Annotated in this window: 11 protein-coding genes; 8 read left to right on the top strand and 3 right to left on the bottom strand. The window is 74.6% G+C overall.

Annotated elements, in window-relative coordinates; translation table 11 throughout:
- Window positions 1–371 precede the first annotated feature (371 nt).
- From scy to ACZ5NJ_RS29580, 6 genes are all read left to right on the top strand, one after another.
- The gene (scy, locus tag ACZ5NJ_RS29605) at window positions 372–5,060 is read left to right on the top strand and encodes a polarized growth protein Scy (RefSeq protein ID WP_468768749.1); all 4,689 of its coding nucleotides are present in this window, start codon (window positions 372–374) and stop codon (window positions 5,058–5,060) included.
- 194 nt (window positions 5,061–5,254) lie between these two features.
- Window positions 5,255–6,193, top strand: a complete 939-nt coding sequence (locus tag ACZ5NJ_RS29600) for a coiled-coil domain-containing protein (protein WP_042811317.1) — start codon at window positions 5,255–5,257, stop codon at window positions 6,191–6,193.
- 138 nt (window positions 6,194–6,331) lie between these two features.
- A complete protein-coding gene (locus tag ACZ5NJ_RS29595; RefSeq protein WP_468768746.1) occupies window positions 6,332–7,258 on the top strand; it encodes an ABC transporter ATP-binding protein in 927 nt (308 codons plus the stop codon).
- Window positions 7,259–7,260: 2 nt separating this feature from the next.
- Entirely contained in the window at window positions 7,261–8,040 is a 780-nt protein-coding gene (locus ACZ5NJ_RS29590; RefSeq protein WP_468768743.1) for an ABC transporter permease, read from the top strand.
- A 166-nt stretch (window positions 8,041–8,206) separates the two neighbouring features.
- Window positions 8,207–9,328 carry an ABC transporter ATP-binding protein gene (locus tag ACZ5NJ_RS29585; protein ID WP_468768742.1) on the top strand — a complete coding sequence of 374 codons (1,122 nt, stop codon included), beginning with the start codon at window positions 8,207–8,209 and terminating at the stop codon, window positions 9,326–9,328.
- Window positions 9,325–10,140, top strand: coding sequence for an ABC transporter permease (locus ACZ5NJ_RS29580; protein WP_468768738.1), 816 nt, complete (start codon window positions 9,325–9,327; stop codon window positions 10,138–10,140). The genes ACZ5NJ_RS29585 and ACZ5NJ_RS29580 overlap by 4 nt, the downstream gene beginning before the upstream one ends.
- 19 nt (window positions 10,141–10,159) lie before the next feature.
- Here the strand turns inward: ACZ5NJ_RS29580 and ACZ5NJ_RS29575 are convergent, their stop codons facing one another.
- On the bottom strand, window positions 10,160–10,486 hold the full coding sequence (locus ACZ5NJ_RS29575; protein WP_468768736.1) for an ATP/GTP-binding protein: 327 nt from the start codon (window positions 10,484–10,486) through the stop codon (window positions 10,160–10,162).
- 251 nt (window positions 10,487–10,737) lie between these two features.
- Between ACZ5NJ_RS29575 and ACZ5NJ_RS29570 the strand changes: the two genes are divergently transcribed.
- Window positions 10,738–11,769 carry an LLM class flavin-dependent oxidoreductase gene (locus tag ACZ5NJ_RS29570; protein WP_468768735.1) on the top strand — a complete coding sequence of 344 codons (1,032 nt, stop codon included), beginning with the start codon at window positions 10,738–10,740 and terminating at the stop codon, window positions 11,767–11,769.
- Between the two features lie 105 nt (window positions 11,770–11,874).
- Here the strand turns inward: ACZ5NJ_RS29570 and ACZ5NJ_RS29565 are convergent, their stop codons facing one another.
- Complete coding sequence (locus ACZ5NJ_RS29565) at window positions 11,875–12,267, bottom strand: SCO5389 family protein (protein WP_468768733.1); 393 nt, start codon at window positions 12,265–12,267, stop codon at window positions 11,875–11,877.
- Between the two features lie 220 nt (window positions 12,268–12,487).
- Here ACZ5NJ_RS29565 and nucS point away from each other — a divergent pair, with 220 nt between their 5' ends.
- Window positions 12,488–13,159 carry an endonuclease NucS gene (gene nucS / locus ACZ5NJ_RS29560; protein ID WP_468768732.1) on the top strand — a complete coding sequence of 224 codons (672 nt, stop codon included), beginning with the start codon at window positions 12,488–12,490 and terminating at the stop codon, window positions 13,157–13,159.
- Window positions 13,160–13,294: 135 nt separating this feature from the next.
- Here the strand turns inward: nucS and ACZ5NJ_RS29555 are convergent, their stop codons facing one another.
- The gene (locus ACZ5NJ_RS29555) at window positions 13,295–16,684 is read right to left on the bottom strand and encodes an ATP-binding protein (protein WP_468768730.1); all 3,390 of its coding nucleotides are present in this window, start codon (window positions 16,682–16,684) and stop codon (window positions 13,295–13,297) included.
- Between the last annotated feature and the right edge of the window lie 18 nt (window positions 16,685–16,702).

The following is a 16,702-nucleotide window of genomic DNA, read 5'->3' as shown; positions in this document are numbered from 1 at the left end:
GCGTGTCTTGACCTCGGCGTAGGTGTGCTCCCGCAGGCTGAAGCTTCACTTCGACGACGAGCTTCACGTCAACGACGCTACTCGGCACCCTCGGACAGATTCATTCGAACACCGCAAATCCATTCATCACGGGCCCATGGAGCAAGGCGTCTCGGCACCCGACGGGGGACAGCCCCGCCTCAGCGCACTGATGCCCCCATTCCCCGGCCGGTAGAGTGGCCATGGCTCGGCCGGGGTGCGGTCGGAGACGGGGCGGGACCTGATACCCCTGCCCCGGTTTCTGACACCATTTCCCCGGGGGCGTCGTTCAGCGGGCGAGCGATGCTCAATTGAAGGTGAGCTTGCGACCAGGGGACGGACGGGACCGCGCTGTGCTCGGCTACGAAAGCCAGGAGAGCCATCAGGCTGAAGCCGACCATCTCACGCGCCTCGAAGCCGAGATGGAACGGCTGAGGAAGGAGCGCGGGAAGGCCGTCCAGCACGCCGAGGACCTGGGCTACCAGGTCGAGGTGCTGCGGGCCAAGCTGCACGAGGTGCGCCGCGCCCTCGCGTCCCGGCCCGCCTACGACGGCGCGGACATGGGATACCAGGCGGAGCAGCTGCTGCGCAACGCCCAGATCCAGGCCGACCAGATGCGCTCCGACGCCGAGCGCGAACTGCGCGACGCCCGGGCGCAGACCCAGCGCATCCTCCAGGAGCACGCCGAGCACCAGGCGCGCCTCCAGGCCGAGCTGCACGCCGAGGCCGTCAACCGCCGCCAGCGGCTGGACCAGGAGCTCAACGAGCGCCGCCAGACCGTCGAGGCGCACGTCAACGAGAACGTCGCCTGGGCCGAGCAGCTGCGCGCCCGCACCGAGGCCCAGGCCCGCCGGCTCATGGAGGAGTCGCGCGCCGAGGCCGAGCAGGCGCTGAACGCCGCCCGCGCCGAGGCCGCCCGTACCGCCGAGGAGGCCCGCCGCCGGCTCGCCGCCGACGCCGAGGCCGCCCGCGCCGAGGCCGAGCAGGCGCTGCTGCGCGCCCGCAAGGAGGCCGAGCGGCTGCTGGCCGCCGCCTCCGCGCAGGCCCAGGAGGCCACCGAGCACGCCGAGCGGCTGCGCACCACCACCACCGCCGAGGCCGAGCAGACCCGCCGGCAGACCCTGGACCTCGGCCGCGTCGCCGAGGCGCGGGTCCAGGAGGCCGACGGCGCGCTGCGCTCGGCCCGGGCCGAGGCGGAGACCCTGCTCGCGGAGGCCAAGGAGAGCGCCGCCCGGCAGCTCGCCTCGGCCGAGTCCGTCAACGAGCAGCGCACCCGCACCGCCAAGGAGCAGGTGGCACGGCTGGTCGGCGAGGCCACCAAGGAGGCCGAGGCCCTCAAGGCCGAGGCCGAGCACGCGCTGGCCGACGCCCGCGCCGAGGCGGAGCGGCTGCGCACCGAGGCCGGCGAGCAGGCCCGTACGGCCGCCGCCGAGGACATGGCGGCGCAGCTGGCGAAGGCGGCCCGTACCGCCGAGGACGTACTGAACAAGGCCTCGGAGGACGCCCGGGCGACCACCCGCGCCGCCTCCGAGGAGGCCGAGCGGATCCGCCGCGAGGCGGAGGCCGAGGCGGAGCGGCTGCGCGCCCAGGCGGCGGACGCGGCAGCGGAGCTCAAGGGCGCCGCGAAGGACGACACCGAGGAGTACCGGGCCCGCACGGTCGAACTCCAGGAGGAGGCCCGGCGGCTGCGCGGCGAGGCCGAGCAGCTGCGCGCCGAGGCGGTCGCCGAGGGCGAGCGGATCCGCGGCGAGGCCCGCCGCGAGGCGGTCGGGCAGATCGAGGAGGCGGCCAAGACCGCCGAGGAGCTGCTGGGCAAGGCCAAGGCCGACGCCGACGAGCTGCGCTCCGGCGCGAGCGCCGAGAGCGAGCGGGTCCGCGCCGAGGCCGTGGAGCGGGCCACCACCCTGCGCCGGCAGGCCGAGGAGACCCTGGAGCGCACCCGCGCCGAGGCGGAACGGCTGCGCGCCGAGGCCGAGGAGCAGGCCGCGGCGGTCACCGCCGAGGCGGACGCGGCGGTCCGGGCACGGCGTGAGGAGACCGAGCAGGCCCTGGCGGCCAAGCGGGCGGAGGCCGACGCCGAGCTCACCCGGCTCCAGACGGACGCCGAGGCCCGCCTGGCGTCGGCCGAGCAGACCCTGCGCGAGTCCCGGCTGGCGGCGGAGAACATCCGCAAGGAGACCACCGAGGAGAGCGACCGGCTGCGCGCCGAGTCGGCGGAGCGGATCCGCACCCTCCAGGGGCAGGCGGAGGCGGAGGCCGAGCAGCTGCGCTCCGAGGCCGCGCAGGACGCCGGCCGGGTCCGCGCGGAGGCCGAGCTGGTCGCCGTACGGCTGCGCGCCGAGGCGGAGGCCGAGTCGGAGCGGGTCCGCACGGAGGCGCAGGAGACCGCGGACCGGCTGCGCGCCGAGGCGAAGGCGGCGGCCGAACGGGTCGCCGCGGAGGCCGCGGAGGCGCTGGCCGCCGCCCAGGAGGAGGCCGCCCGGCGCCGTCGCGAGGCCGAGGAGACCCTGTCGGCGGCCCGGACGGACGCGGGCAACGAGCGGGCGCAGGCCCGCGAGCAGAGCGAGGAGCTGCTGGCGCAGGCCCGCAAGCGCTCGGAGGAGGCACAGGCCGAGGCGGCCCGCCTGACCGAGGAGGCGGAGGTCCGCGCGGCGGAGCTGGTCGCGGCGGCCGAGGCCACCGCCCAGCAGGTACGGGACTCCGTGGCCGGGCTGCACGAGCAGGCCGAGGAGGAGATCGCCGGGCTGCGCAGCGCGGCCGAGGTGGCGGCGGAGCGCACCCGCGCCGAGGCGGAGCAGGAGGCGGACCGGGTCCGCGCCGACGCCCACGCCGAGCGGGACCGGGCCGGCGAGGACGCCACCCGCATCCGCCACGAGGCCAAGGTCGAGACGGACGCGGCGAAGGCCCTGGCCGAGCGCACGGTCGGCGACGCCATCGCCGAGGCGGAGCAGCTGCGCGCCGACACGGCCGAGTACGCGCAGCGGGTGCGTACGGAGGCGACCGACGCCCTGGCGGCGTCCGAGCGCGACGCGGCGCGGACCCGCGCGGACGCCCGTGACGACGCCAACCGGATCCGGAACGAGGCGGCGGAGTCCCTGGAGGCCTCCCGCGCCGAGGGCGCCCGGATCACGGCCGAGGCGACGGCGGAGGCGGAGCGGGTCACCGAGGAGACCCGCGCGGCGAACGAACTGACGGTCGCGGCGGCCACGGCGGAGGCCGAGCGGCTCACGACGGAGGCCGAGCAGGCCGCGGAGGCCACCCGCGCCGAGGCGGCGTCCGTCCTGGACGAGGCCCGCGCCGAGGGCAACCGGCTGCGGACCGAGGCGGCCGAGCAGGCCGACCGCCTCATCACCGAGGCCGCCGCCGAGGCGGAGCGGCTGACGGAGGAGACCCGGGCGGCGAACGAGCTGACGGTCGGCGAGGCCGCCGCGGAGGCGGAGCGCCTCACGACGGAGGCCGAGCAGGCCGCGGAGGCCGCCCGCGCCGAGGCGCAGGCCGTGCTGGACGAGGCGCGTGCCGAGGCCAACCGGCTGCGGACCGAGGCCGCCGAGCAGGCCGACCGCCTCATCACCGAGGCCGCCGCCGAGGCGGAGAAGCTCACGGCGCAGGCCGCGGCGACGCTGGCCGCCGCCGAGCGGGATTCGGCCAAGATCCTGGTGGACTCCCGTGCGGAGGGCGACCGGCTGATCGAGGAGACCCGCGCGGCGAACGAGCTGACGGTCGGCGAGGCCGCCGCGGAGGCGGACCGGCTGCGCGCCGAGGCGGCGCGGACCCTGGACGAGGCCCGTGCGGAGGGCGGCCGGATCATCGGCGAGGCCACCGCGGAGGCGGAGCGCGTCACCACGGCGGCGAACGAGACCCTCGCGAGCGCCGAGCGGGAGGCGGAGCAGACCCTCGACGAGGCGCGCGCGGAGGGCAACCGGCTGCGCACGGACGCCGCCGAGCAGGCGGACCGGCTCATCACCGAGGCCGTGTCGGAGTCGGAGAAGCTCACCGAGCAGACCCGCAAGGACAACGAGCGCACGGTCGGCGAGGCGGCCGGCGAGGCCGAGCGGCTGCGCGCGGAGGCGGCCGAGGCGCTGGCTTCGGCGCAGGAGCACGCCACCCGCACCCGTTCCGAGGCGGAGCGGGTCAAGGCGGAGGCCGCGACCGAGGCGGACCGGGTCCGTACGCAGGCCCGCGAGGAGTCCGAGCGGGCGCTGGACGAGGCGCGCGAGGAGGCCAACAAGCGCCGCCGCGAGGCCGCGGAGCAGGTGGACCGGCTCATCACGGAGGCGGCGGCGGAGGCCGACAAGCTGACCTCCGACGCGGGCCGGCAGGCCCTGGCCGCCACGACGGCGGCCGAGGAGCAGGCCGACGCGATGGTGGACGCGGCGCGCAAGGAGGCCGCGCGGATCACCTCCGAGGCGACCGTCGAGGGGAACTCCCTGGTGGAGAAGGCCCGTACGGACGCCGACGAGCTGCTGGTCGGGGCGCGCAGCGACGCCGCGGCGATAAGGGAGCGGGCGGAGGAGCTGCGTACCCGCGTCGAGTCCGAGGTCGAGGAGCTGCACGAGCGTGCCCGCCGGGAGTCGGCGGAGCAGATGAAGTCGGCCGGCGAGCGCGTGGACAAGCTGGTCCGTGCGGCGACCGAGCAGAGTGCCGAGGCGGAGGCGAAGGCCAAGGAGCTGGTGTCGGACGCGAGCAGCGAGGCGAGCAAGGTCCGCATCGCGGCCGTGCGCAAGGCCGAGACGCTGCTCAAGGAGGCCGAGACGAAGAAGGCGGAGCTTTCCCGCCAGGCCGAGAAGGCGCTCGCGGAGGCCCAGGCCGAGGCGGAGCGGATCGTGGACGAGGGCCGGCGCGAGCTGGAGGTGCTGGTGCGCAGGCGCGAGGACATTCAGGCCGAGATCTCCCGTGTCCAGGACGTTCTTGAGGCGTTGGAATCATTCGAGGCACCTTCGGGTGGCGGAAAGCCCGCATTGGGCGGCCAGGGCGCGGGGGGCGTGAAGGCCGGCGCATCAGCGGGGTCCACTCGTTCGGGTGGCAAGGCCTCCGAGGGGTAGTCAGAGCGCAGGATGTGTGCTTCCGAGGGAGGTTCAGTCGAAGGAGTGACAATCATTCCGTCGCCTTGCCACTCAAAAGGGGTGTCATTGTCCAGGGCAAACGCGGATTGACTCGATGACACGCCGCCCGGGCGCCTAGGATTCCCCTCAACACCTCACGTAGCACCTCATCGGTCTCATTCGACAGGAACCCCATGAGCGACACTTCCTCCCCCTTCGGCTTCGAGCTCGTGCGGCGTGGTTACGACCGCGGTCAGGTGGACGACCGCATTACCAAGCTGGTCTCCGACCGCGACAGCGCCCTAGGACGAATCAACTCTCTGGAAAAGCGGATCGAGGAGCTGCACCTCGAAACGCAGAACGCCCAGGCCCAGGTGAGCGACGCGGAGCCGTCGTACGCCGGCCTCGGCGCCCGGGTCGAGAAGATCCTGCGGCTGGCCGAGGAGGAGGCGAAGGACCTGCGCGAGGAGGCCCGTCGCGCGGCCGAGCAGCACCGTGAGCTGGCCGAGTCCGCCGCGCAGCAGGTGCGCAACGACGCCGAGTCGTTCGCCGCGGACCGGAAGTCGAAGGCGGAGGACGAGGGCGTCCGCATCGTCGAGAAGGCGAAGGGGGACGCCGCCACCCTGCGCGCCGAGGCCCAGAAGGACGCCGCCTCCAAGCGCGAGGAGGCCGACGCCCTCTTCGAGGAGACCCGCGCCAAGGCCGCCCAGGCCGCCGCGGACTTCGAGACCAACCTGGCCAAGCGTCGCGAGCAGTCGGAGCGCGACCTGGCCTCGCGTCAGCAGAAGGCCGAAAAGCGCCTTGCGGAGATCGAGCACCGCGCCGAACAGCTGCGCCTGGAGGCCGAGAAGCTCCGTACGGACGCCGAGCGCCGGGCCCGCCAGACCGTGGAGACCGCGCAGCGCCAGGCCGAGGACATCGTCGCCGACGCCAACGCCAAGGCCGACCGCATCCGCAGCGAGTCCGAGCGCGAGCTGGCGGCGCTCACCAACCGCCGCGACTCCATCAACGCCCAGCTGACCAACGTCCGCGAGATGCTGGCGACCCTGACCGGTGCGGCCGTGGCCGCCGCCGGCTCCCCGATCGACGACGAGCCGGTCACCCGCGGCGTGCCGGCGCAGCAGAGCCGCTAGCAACTCCCGTACGCCCGCGTGCGGATACACCCCCGTGCGCACGCGGACCTACTCGCTGGTAGCCCCAAATCGGGCATCCCGGGCCGTACATCACCTTTCGAGGTGGCGTACGGCCCTGCGGCGTTCTAGCGTGGCCGCATGATCGAGCTAGAGGGCCTCACGAAACGATTCGGCGCGAAGACCGCCGTGGACCACCTCAGCTTCCAGGTCAAACCGGGGGCGGTGACCGGCTTCCTCGGCCCGAACGGGGCGGGGAAGTCGACCACCATGCGCATGATGCTGGACCTCGACCATCCGACCAGCGGCACGGTCCGGATCGACGGGAAGCACTACCGGGACCTCAAGGAACCGCTGAAGCACATCGGGGCGCTGCTGGACGCCAAGGCCATGCACGGCGGCCGCAGCGCCTACAACAACCTGCTCTGCCTCGCCCAGTCGAACCGGATTCCCAGGAGCCGGGTGGACGAGGTGCTGGACCTGGTCGGACTGACGCCGGTGGCACGGAAGAAGTCGAAAGGATTTTCGCTCGGAATGGGCCAGCGGCTGGGAATCGCCGCCGCGCTGCTGGGCGATCCGCAGATCCTCATGTTCGACGAACCCGTCAATGGTCTGGACCCCGAGGGAATTCTCTGGATCCGCAATCTTATGAAGGGCCTGGCGTCAGAGGGAAGGACGATCTTCGTCTCCTCCCATCTGATGAGCGAAATGGCGCTGACCGCAGACCATTTGGTGGTCATCGGACAAGGAAAGCTCCTCGCCGACTTGTCCATGGCGGATTTCATCCACCGGAACTCCCGCAGTTACGTACGTCTGCGCTCGCCGCAGCAGGAACGCCTCAAGGACGTCCTGCACCAGGCCGGCATCGACGCGATCAGCGTCCCCGCCACCGGCGCCCTGGAAATCGACGGCGTCCCCAGCGAGCGGCTCGGCGAACTCGCCGCCCAGCACCAGATCGTGCTGCACGAACTCAGCCCCCAACGGGCTTCACTGGAGGAAGCGTTCATGCGCATGACGGCGGACTCCGTCGAATACCACGCCCACGCGCCCCGACAGGGCGGTGAGTGAGCATGGCCTCCTTCCCCGCCGTCCTGCGGTCGGAGTGGACGAAGATCCGCACCGTGGCCTCGACCACCTGGACCCTGGCCTGCGCCCTGGTCGTCACGGTCGGGCTCGGCGCCCTGCTGTGCTCCTTCACCGCATCCCGCTTCAAGGACATGACCCCCGCCGAGAAGCTCACCTTCGACCCGATCATGATCAGCTTCGCGGGCATGTCCCTCGGCCAGCTCGCCATGATCGTCTTCGGTGTCCTGGTCGTCGGCACCGAGTACGGCACGGGCATGATCCGCACCTCGCTGGCCGCCGTGCCGCGCCGCGGGACCCTGCTGCTCGGCAAGCTCACCGCCGCCACCGCACTCGCCCTGGCCGTGGGCCTGGCGACCAGCTTCCTGTCCTTCTTCCTGGGCCAGGCGATCCTGGGCGACCACGGCACCGGCCTCGGCCGGGAGCACGCCCTGCGCGCGGTGATCGGCGCCGGCCTCTACATGGCCCTGATCGCGCTGTTCTCGATGGGCGTCACCGCCGTCCTGCGCAGCTCGATCCTGGCGCTGGGCATCCTGATGCCGTTCTTCTTCCTGATCTCGAACATCCTCCACGCCTTCGCCTCGACCCGGAAGGTCGCCCAGTACTTCCCGGACCAGGCCGGCTCCAAGATCATGGAAACCGTCCCGGACGCCATGAACCAGGTCCAGGCCCCCTACGGCCCCTGGGGCGGGCTCGGCATCATGGTCCTGTGGGTCCTCGCCGCGGTCGCCGGCGGCTACCTGGTCCTGCGCAAGCGGGACGCCTGACGGCGGGTCCGCCTCAGGGCGGACGTCCCGCGTACTACGGGAAAACCCCGGGCCGGATCTCAGGGACAGCTCAGGGATCCGGCCCCGGCGGGAACCGGCCGGGGCTCGATATCCTCTTAGGGCATAGGCGGGCGAGAGCCGTCCGGGGCCGACAAGGGGCAGCACCATGATCGAGGCCGTCGGCCTGACGAAGCGTTTCGGCGCCAAGACCGCCGTCGACGAGCTGTCCTTCCAGGTCAAGCCCGGCCACGTGACCGGCTTCCTCGGGCCCAACGGCTCCGGCAAGTCGACCACCATGCGCATGATCCTCGGACTGGACCGGCCCACCTCGGGCCGGGTCACGATCAACGGCCTCCCCTTCCGGGAGCTGCCCAACGCCCAGCGGCACGTCGGCGCCCTGCTCGACGCCAAAGCCGTGCACGGCGGCCGCCGCGCCCGTACGCACCTGCTGTCCATCGCCCAGCTCTCCGGGATCCCCGAGAAGCGGGTGGACGAGGTCCTCGGCGTGGTCGGCCTCCAGGCCGCGGCCCGCCAGCGGACGAAGGGCTTCTCACTCGGCATGGGCCAGCGGCTCGGCATCGCGGCCGCCCTGCTCGGCGACCCCCAGGTGCTGCTCTTCGACGAGCCGGTCAACGGCCTCGACCCCGAGGGCATCCTCTGGGTCCGCAACCTGATGCGGCAGCTCGCCGCCGAGGGCCGCACCGTCTTCGTCTCCTCGCACCTGATGAGCGAGATGGCCCTGACCGCCGACCACCTGATCGTGATCGGCCGGGGCCGGCTGCTGGCCGACATGAGCACGCAGGACTTCATCACGCACAACTCGGCCGGATTCGCGCGGGTCCGCGCCGCCGACGCGGACCCCGACGGCAGCCGGACCCTGGCGACCGCCCTGACCGGGGCGGGCGGCCGGGTGCTCCAGGAGTCCGACGGGGCGCTGCGCGTCACCGGGCTGGAGCTCCCGCGGATCAGCGAGCTCGCGCACACGGCCGGGGTACGGCTGTGGGAGCTGTCCCCGCACCGGGCCTCGCTGGAGGAGGCCTACATGCGGATGACCCAGTCCTCCGTCGAGTACACCTCCTCCGACGATCCGCGCGCCGAGCTGTGGGAACCCGAGCCGCTGACGGTCCCCGCGTGGGAGGACGAGGCTCCGGCGGCCGTCGCGCCCGAGACGGCGGCGAGCTTCTTCGCTCCCCCGCCGCCGGGAGCCGAGCGGCGCCCCTTCCTGATGCCGGACACCGCCGCCGATCTGGCCCCCTCCCCCCAGCGCACCCCCGAGGACCCCCGATGACCACCACCCCCTACAGCTCGCCGCTGCCCACCCCGCGGCCGCACCTGGGGCACGCACTGGCTTCGGAGTGGACCAAGCTGACCTCCGTGCGCTCCACCCTGTGGACGCTCGGCTCCCTGGTGGGCCTGGTCGTCGGCGTCGGCATGCTGGCCGTGGTGCAGACCGCCTCCCGGGACTACGCGAACCTCCCCTACACGGCACCGGCCCTCTTCGGGCTGATGGTCGGGCAGATCGCCGTGATCATGCTCGGTGTGCTGACGATCTCCTCGGAGTACGGCACGGGCCTGATCCGCACCACCTTCACCGCCGCCCCCGACCGGCTGCGGGTACTCACCGCCAAGTACCTGGTCTTCGGCACGGTCGCCCTCGTCACCACCACCCTGTCGGTGGGGTTCGTCGGCCTCTGGGCGGCGATCCTCCACAGCGGGCCGGCCGCCGGACCGCACGGCCTCGCCGAGTGGGCGGGCGCGCTGGCCGGCTGCCTCTACGTGACCCTGCTCGGCCTGCTCGCGATGGCCGTCGGGGCGCTGGTGCGGCACTCGGCGGGCGCCATCGCGGTGATGCTCGGCGTGGTCACCATGCCCCCGGTGCTCGGGTCGATACTGATGGTCTGGCCGGTCACCAGCGGGGTGGGCGGGCTGGTCCTGCGCTACAACGCGCCCGTCGGGCTGTTCCAGCTGTTCGGGATCCAGGACAGTGGGATGGGCGGGGCGACGATGCCCAGCGACCTGGCCCAGATGAGCCTGATCGTCCTGGTGACGGCGGCCGCGATCGCCGCCTCCTACGCCGTGGTCAGCCGCCGGGACGTCTGAGCGCCGGCGGCCGCGGGGATCAGTACCGCGGGGCGTTGCGGGACCGCTGCACCTTGGAGGTGCGGCGGTCCTTCGCGTTCCAGCAGGCCTTGTGCCAGTGCCGGCGGTCGTCGACGCCGCCGTACTCGGGCCACGCCACCAGGTGCGGGGTGCCCGAGGGGATCTCCTGGTCGCAGCCCGGGCAGCGGTAGCGCTTGCCCGCCGCGCTGGCGCCCGCGACGTGCCGGACCTTCCAGTCCTCGCCCAGGTACTCCTCGGTGCGCTCCAGTCCGTACCGGTCGTACCCGGAGGCGGGCCGTTCTTCCGGGGTCTCGCCGCCCCTGGGGCGGTTGTGGCGCGGTGACACGTATACCTCACGAAGGGGCGGCGGTCGGTGACTTTCTCCCAGACTACGCGCCGCGAGGCGGGGTACCCGCAGGGTGTTCGGTGTAGGCCGGCGTCCGAACGGAACTGGCCCGACTATCTCAATAACTTTCCTGTCAGGCCGTGCCTTTGGCACGTGTCAGACGTTGTTGCCAGCAGAAGTCGATGCCGTCGACGAGCAACGAGCCGGTCCACCTGGGGGAGGCCGCGCCAGCCGCGAGGAGGCCAAGGGCGATGCGCGTAGGAGCGTTTGTACTGGCTGCCCAGTTCCCGGGCCAGGGGCAGGGGGAGGCGCTGCACCGGGCGGTGCGGACCGCCGAGGTGGCCGAGGAGGCCGGGCTCGACTCGGCCTGGGTCGCCGAGCACCACTTCGTCCCGTACGGGGTCTGCCCGTCGGCGGTGACGCTGGCGGCGCTGATGCTGGGCCGGACCCGGCGGCTCCGGGTGGGGACGGCGGTGAGCGTGCTGCCGAACACGCACCCCGTGGCCCTCGGGGAGCAGGCGGCCCTGCTCCACGTCACCTCCGGGGGCCGGTTCACCCTGGGGGTGGGGCGGGGCGGGCCCTGGGTGGACCTGGAGGTGTTCGGCGGCGGGCTCGACGCGTACGAGAACGGGTTCCCGGAGGACCTGGACCTGCTGCGGCGCTGGCTGGCCGAGCCCCGGGTGGGTGCCGCGGGTGAGCGGCACGGCTTCCGTGAGGTGGCCGTCGTACCGCGCCCGGCCGAGTCCCTGGACGGGGACGGGACGGGGCCGGAAGTGATCGTCGCCTGCACCTCCCCCGCGTCGGTGCGGACGGCGGCGCGGCGCGGGCTGCCGATGCTGCTGGGCATGCACTGCGGGGACGAGGACAAGGCGGGGATGGTCGCGCTGTGGCGCGAGACCGCGCTGGCGGCGGGGCACGATCCCGGGGCCGTACGGGCGGCCGGGCACGTGTCGGCCGGGGTGTGCCAGCTGGCGGACCGTACGGCGGACGCCCGCGAGACCCTGCTGAAGGCCATGCCCGGCTGGCTGCGGCAGGGCCTCGACGCGCACGTGACGGTGGACGGCCGGCACCGCGCGATGCGCGACCCCCACGCCTACACGGAGCTGCTGTGCGACCTGCACCCCGTCGGCACGCCCGAGCTGGCGGCGGACCGGCTGGCGGCCACCGCCGAGCGGACGGGCATCACGCGCTTCGCGCTGCTGGCGGAGGGTTCCGGGGACCTGGCCGCGACGGAGGAGAACGTCCGGCGTCTCGGCGCGGAGGTCCTGCCCCGGCTCGCCTGACCCGTCGGCCCGCCTGCGGCGGGCCCGGCCCGTACGGCCTGGGCTGCCGCTCCTGTGTCAGTCGCACCTCCCGCGACACGGAGCGGCAGCGGAGTACCGGTCCTGCTAGCAGTCGCGCAGTTCGGGCGACTGGTTGAGCAGCTGGCCGCGGATCGAGGTGAACTTGGCCAGCCGGTCGTCCACCGAGGGGTCCAGCGGGAACACCGCGACGCGGTGGCAGTTCTGGAAGGCCAGGCGCACCCCGAAGTGCCGCTGCAGCGCACCCCGTATCGCGTCACTCGCCAGCGCGCGCAGCAGCTGGCCGCGCGCCTGCTCGTCCGGCGGCGGCGTCTGGTTGTCGGCGAACTCTCCGCCGTCAACCTCCAGCTGGGCCGTCAACGAGCTGATCATCTCCCATGCGTAAGGCAGGGAGGTCCGGACGCAGTCGACGAAGGCGGCTTCGTCGACCTCGCCTCGCTCGGCCTGTTCGAGTAGGGCCGGTGAGACGTCGAGCGACATGGGTTCTCCTCTCGTGACCCCGGCTTCTTGGGTCGCCGGAGTCCTTCGGGCAGGGAGGGAGGCCGCGACGCAGTGTGCACGCTCGGCAACCTCCCGCTCACCACGGTAGGCGCCCACCGGGTGGCGCACCAGGAGAATGCGCATACAACGCGCCATCGGCGAACGGGGCTTTCAGGGGCGAATCGCGTGAAGGCCCGTCGGTCGAGTAGCGTTGCCGACCATGCGTCTCGTCATTGCCCGCTGCTCCGTCGACTACGCGGGTCGGCTCACCGCCCATCTGCCCTCGGCACCCCGTCTGATCCTCGTGAAGGCCGACGGCAGTGTCTCGATCCACGCGGACGACCGGGCGTACAAACCGCTCAACTGGATGTCGCCCCCGTGCACCCTCAAGGAGGGGAGCGGGGACGACGGACACGTCTGGACCGTCGTCAACAAGGCGGGCGAGAAGCTCATCATCACCATGGAGGAGGTCCTCCACGACTCCTCCCACGAGCTGGGCACCGACCCGGGCCTCATCAAGGACGGCGTCGAGGCGCACCTCCAGGAGCTGCTGGCCGACCGCATCGAGACGCTGGGCGAGGGCTACACCCTGATCCGGCGCGAGTACATGACGGCGATCGGGCCCGTGGACATCCTGTGCCGGGACGCCGCGGGCGCGACGGTGGCGGTGGAGATCAAGCGGCGCGGGGAGATCGACGGCGTCGAGCAGCTGACCCGCTACCTGGAACTGCTCAACCGCGATCCGCACCTGGCGCCGGTACGGGGTGTCTTCGCGGCGCAGGAGATCAAGCCGCAGGCCCGGGTCCTGGCCACCGACCGGGGCATGGACTGCGTGGTCCTGGACTACGACGCCCTCCGCGGCATCGAGGACGACAAGCTGCGGCTGTTCTGACGCGCGCGGAGGACGAACGCCGGCGGGGCTGGAGACTCTCCAGCCCCGCCGGCGTTTGAGGCGCGGGGTCCGGGGCGGAGCCCCGGGGAACGGGCGAAGGGTGGGGAGGGGCAGGCCCCGCAGGGCCCGGACGCGTCAGGGCGTGGCCGTCGGGGACTGCGGCTCCGCCGTCGGCGGCGTCGGGACCACCGGCGGACCCGAGTCCGACGCGGAGTGGGAGGGGCTCGGGTTCCCACTGGAGCTGACGGACACGGACGGACTCGGCGCCGACGGGCTCGGCGACGGCCCGGGGGCCGGCGAGGACGCCGGGGGCTGGGACGAGGGCGTCCCGCTCGGCGTCGGGGCGGCCGAGGTGCCCCCGCTGGAACTCGGCTGCGGGCCGGCGGACCGGCCGGGGGTGGCCGGTGGGGCCGGGTCCGTCGCCGGGTCGCCGCCGCCGGTGCCGGGCACCTGCGGGACGCGCGGGGACACCTGCGCCGAGGGGCTCGATGACACCGAGGGGGCCTCGGGGGCCTCCGTGCCGCCCGAGGCCAGCGCCAGACCGATGACCGTGCCGAGGGCCGCCACCGTGAGCACACCGGCCGCCCCCAGCAGCGCCGTCCGGCGCCGGCTCTCCCGGCCGGCCGCCGGGTGCGGGCCGGTGGGGCGGGGCGGGGCGGGCGGCGGCGCGGGCGCGGGCGGCGGGAAGGCGCTGCCGAACACCGCGGAGAGGTTCTTGGGGGTCTCCGGGGGCGGCAGCTGGGCCCGGCGGATCACCGGGTTCACCTGCGTGACGGCCTCCGCCCCGGGCGCACCGCCGCCCGTCTCCCCAGGCCGCGCGACGGAACCCTTCCCCCCGGCCCCGGACGCGCTCTGGCCCGGCTTCGAAACCGACCCGGAAGGAAGCCGCGCACCCCACACGGACGCCCCCGCCACCCCGGCATCCGCCGAACCCCCGGCCGAAGCACCCGCACCACTCACCGACGCGCCCTTCGACACCGCACCGGTGCCCGGACCGGACGAGGCCGACCCGTCCAGGCCCAGCGGAACCGTCGCCGCCGTGGCGGACAGCAGCGAGGCCGACGCGGCGGCCCCACCCGGCGCCGACGGAACCGTCGCACCGGACGCCGCCGGGTCGGCGGCACCCGGCTCCGGCGAGGGCTTCGTGCCCGGGGTGGACGGGTCACCCGTGGCCGGGTCGGACGCGACCGCCCCCTCCAAGCCCAGCGGAACCGTCGCCCCGAGGGCCGAAGGAGCGGACGCCGCGGACTCCGTCGAGCCGGACCCGGCCCGGGCCGGCGAGGGCTTCGCCCCCGGAGACGCCGGGGTCCCCCGGCCCGGGCCGGGCGGGGGCGTCACGTCCAAGGGCAGGGGCACCGTCGCAGCCGTCGCCGACGGGCCGGTGACGCCCAGGGCCGACGGGCGTGCCCCGTCCAAGGCCGGCGGAGCCGTCGCCGACAGGCCCGTGGAAGGCTGCGGGCCCCGGGCCGGCGGGAGGGGCGTCGGCGGGGCCTCCAGGCGCAGGGGCGGGGAGGGCCGCGACCCCAGCGCCTCCCGGTCGGTGACCAGCGCCAGCGCCCGCCGCCCGGCGACCGTCCCGCGCTTGTCCGCGAGCGCGCCGCGCAGCCCGATCGAAGCCTCCAGCTCGGCCCGCGCCCGGTCCAACCGCCCCTCACAGAGGGCGAGCACGCCCAGCTCGTGGTGGAAGTACGCCTGCTCGGCGACCTCCCCCGCCTTCCGCGCGGCCTCCGCCCCCGCACGCAGCACCCGCTCCCACGCCTCCCAGTGCAGCGACGCCGCGAACGCCGGGGCGGCCGTCCGGGCCAGGAGTACGGCGGCCACCACATCGGCCCCGGCCAGCGCGGCGAGCACCGCGTCGGCCTCGGCCCCGACCCGCTCCGGGGTGACCGAGGCGTGCCCGGTCCACCAGGCGTAGTGCCGGGCGGCGGTACGGGCCTCCTCGGCGCCGGCGCCTCCGTACCCGGCCTCCTCCAGCTGCCGGGCCACTCCTTCGGCGAGGCGGTAGCGCGGTCCGACGGGCGTGATCAGCCCGCAGCCGAGCAGTTCGGCGACGGCCGCGTCGGCGTGGGTGTCGCCGACCAGCGCGGGCAGGTGCGCGGGGTGCGGGAGTTCCCCGCCCAGCGCGCAGGCGATCCGCAGGGCGGCGCGGGCCGACTCGCTCACCCGGGAGGCCAGCAGCTCGACGGGGGCCGCGGCCTGGGCCAGGGTGGGCAGCGGCACGGGGGCGGCGTCGCGCGGGCGCTCCTCGAAGACGCCGGGCTCCTCGTCCTCGTCCCCGGCGGCGGCCGCGTTCAGCTCGTCGCGCTGCCGCAGCAGCGCGGCCGCCTGGACGAAGCGCAGCGGCAGCCCCTCGGAGGCGAAGCGCAGGTCACCGGCCCAGGCCGTCTCCGCCTCGGTGAGGGGCCGTCCGGTGAGCCGCTCCAGCAGCTGGGTGCATCCGGTGCGGCCGAGGCCGCCGAGGAAGACCTCTTCCAGGGGGGAGTCGTCCGAGGGGGACTTGGCGTCGGGGGTGGCGGCGAGGAGGTAGGCGCACTCGGGGGTGGCGCGCAGCAGCTCGTCCAGCGCGGGCCCGCCCAGCTCCAGGTCGTCGAGGAGCACGATGGCTCCGATCTCGCGGACCCGTGCGAGCAGGGCCGTACGGTCGGGGCGGCGGCCCTCGGTGTCGTACACGGCGGAGTAGAGGGCGTGGAGCAGCTCGGCCGGCTGCTGCCGGCCGTACCCGCTGAGCCGGACCACGCCGTCGGGCGCGAGGCCGGCGCAGGCCTCGGCGACGGCGTCGAGCAGGGCGGTACGGCCGGATCCGGCGGGCCCGGTCAGCCGTACGGAGCGGCCGCGCTGGAGCATCCGTACGAGCCGCCGCTGCTCCTCGGCCCGCTCCAGGAGCGGCCGGTCGGCGGCGGGCGGCGCGGGGGGCCGTGCGGCGGCGTCGCGGGCGGCGCGGTCGGCGGCGTCGCGCTTCCCGGGGCGGCGGCCGGCGTCGGTGCCGGGGCGATGGGGCTCGATCTCGCTGCCGTCGACGGGGTTGACGGTGAGGGTGAACTCCCCGGCGGTCAATGTCACGACCCGCGCGGGCACCACGGGAAGCCCCGCCCCCTCGCCGGCTATGGCCGCACCGTCGCCCGGGGTACCCACGGCCGGGGCACCGGCGACGGACACACCGCCCACCGGCGCACCGGCGTCCGACGTCCCCGCCGACGAGCCGGCGGACGTCCGATGGGCCGGCGTGCCGGCGTCCGGCAGCTCGGCGGCCGGGGTGTCGGCACCGGGGCCGGCTGCGTCGGGGCCGGGTGCATCGGGGCCGGGTGCGTCAAGGCCGGGTGCGTCGGGGCCGGCTGCGTCGGGGCCGGAGGCGTCCGCGCCGGAGGTGTCGGTGCCCGGGCCGGGCGGGTTCGCCCCGGGAACGGCCGCCACCGCGGGCGCGGGTGTGGGGCGGCGGCGCGGGGTGTGGTGCGCGGCTGCCGCCGCGGCCGCGGCCGCGGCTTTGGGCCGGCGGCCCTCCTCGGGCTGCCCCTGTGTACGGTCCATGACCACGTCCCCCCGCCT

This window comes from Streptomyces sp. NPDC032091 (genome assembly GCF_055580265.1).
This window is presented reverse-complemented; position numbering and strand designations above follow the sequence as displayed.

What these genes read in the sequence shown, in the direction of transcription:
- ACZ5NJ_RS29600 (WP_042811317.1), top strand. Translation starts at nt 5,255, where the DNA reads ATGAGCGACACTTCCTCCCCCTTCGGCTTCGAGCTCGTGCGGCGTGGT.
- ACZ5NJ_RS29595 (WP_468768746.1), top strand. Translation starts at nt 6,332, where the DNA reads ATGATCGAGCTAGAGGGCCTCACGAAACGATTCGGCGCGAAGACCGCC.
- ACZ5NJ_RS29590 (WP_468768743.1), top strand. Translation starts at nt 7,261, where the DNA reads ATGGCCTCCTTCCCCGCCGTCCTGCGGTCGGAGTGGACGAAGATCCGC.
- ACZ5NJ_RS29585 (WP_468768742.1), top strand. Translation starts at nt 8,207, where the DNA reads ATGATCGAGGCCGTCGGCCTGACGAAGCGTTTCGGCGCCAAGACCGCC.
- ACZ5NJ_RS29580 (WP_468768738.1), top strand. Translation starts at nt 9,325, where the DNA reads ATGACCACCACCCCCTACAGCTCGCCGCTGCCCACCCCGCGGCCGCAC.
- ACZ5NJ_RS29570 (WP_468768735.1), top strand. Translation starts at nt 10,738, where the DNA reads ATGCGCGTAGGAGCGTTTGTACTGGCTGCCCAGTTCCCGGGCCAGGGG.
- ACZ5NJ_RS29565 (WP_468768733.1), bottom strand. Translation starts at nt 12,267, where the DNA reads ATGTCGCTCGACGTCTCACCGGCCCTACTCGAACAGGCCGAGCGAGGC.
- nucS (WP_468768732.1), top strand. Translation starts at nt 12,488, where the DNA reads ATGCGTCTCGTCATTGCCCGCTGCTCCGTCGACTACGCGGGTCGGCTC.
- ACZ5NJ_RS29555 (WP_468768730.1), bottom strand. Translation starts at nt 16,684, where the DNA reads ATGGACCGTACACAGGGGCAGCCCGAGGAGGGCCGCCGGCCCAAAGCC.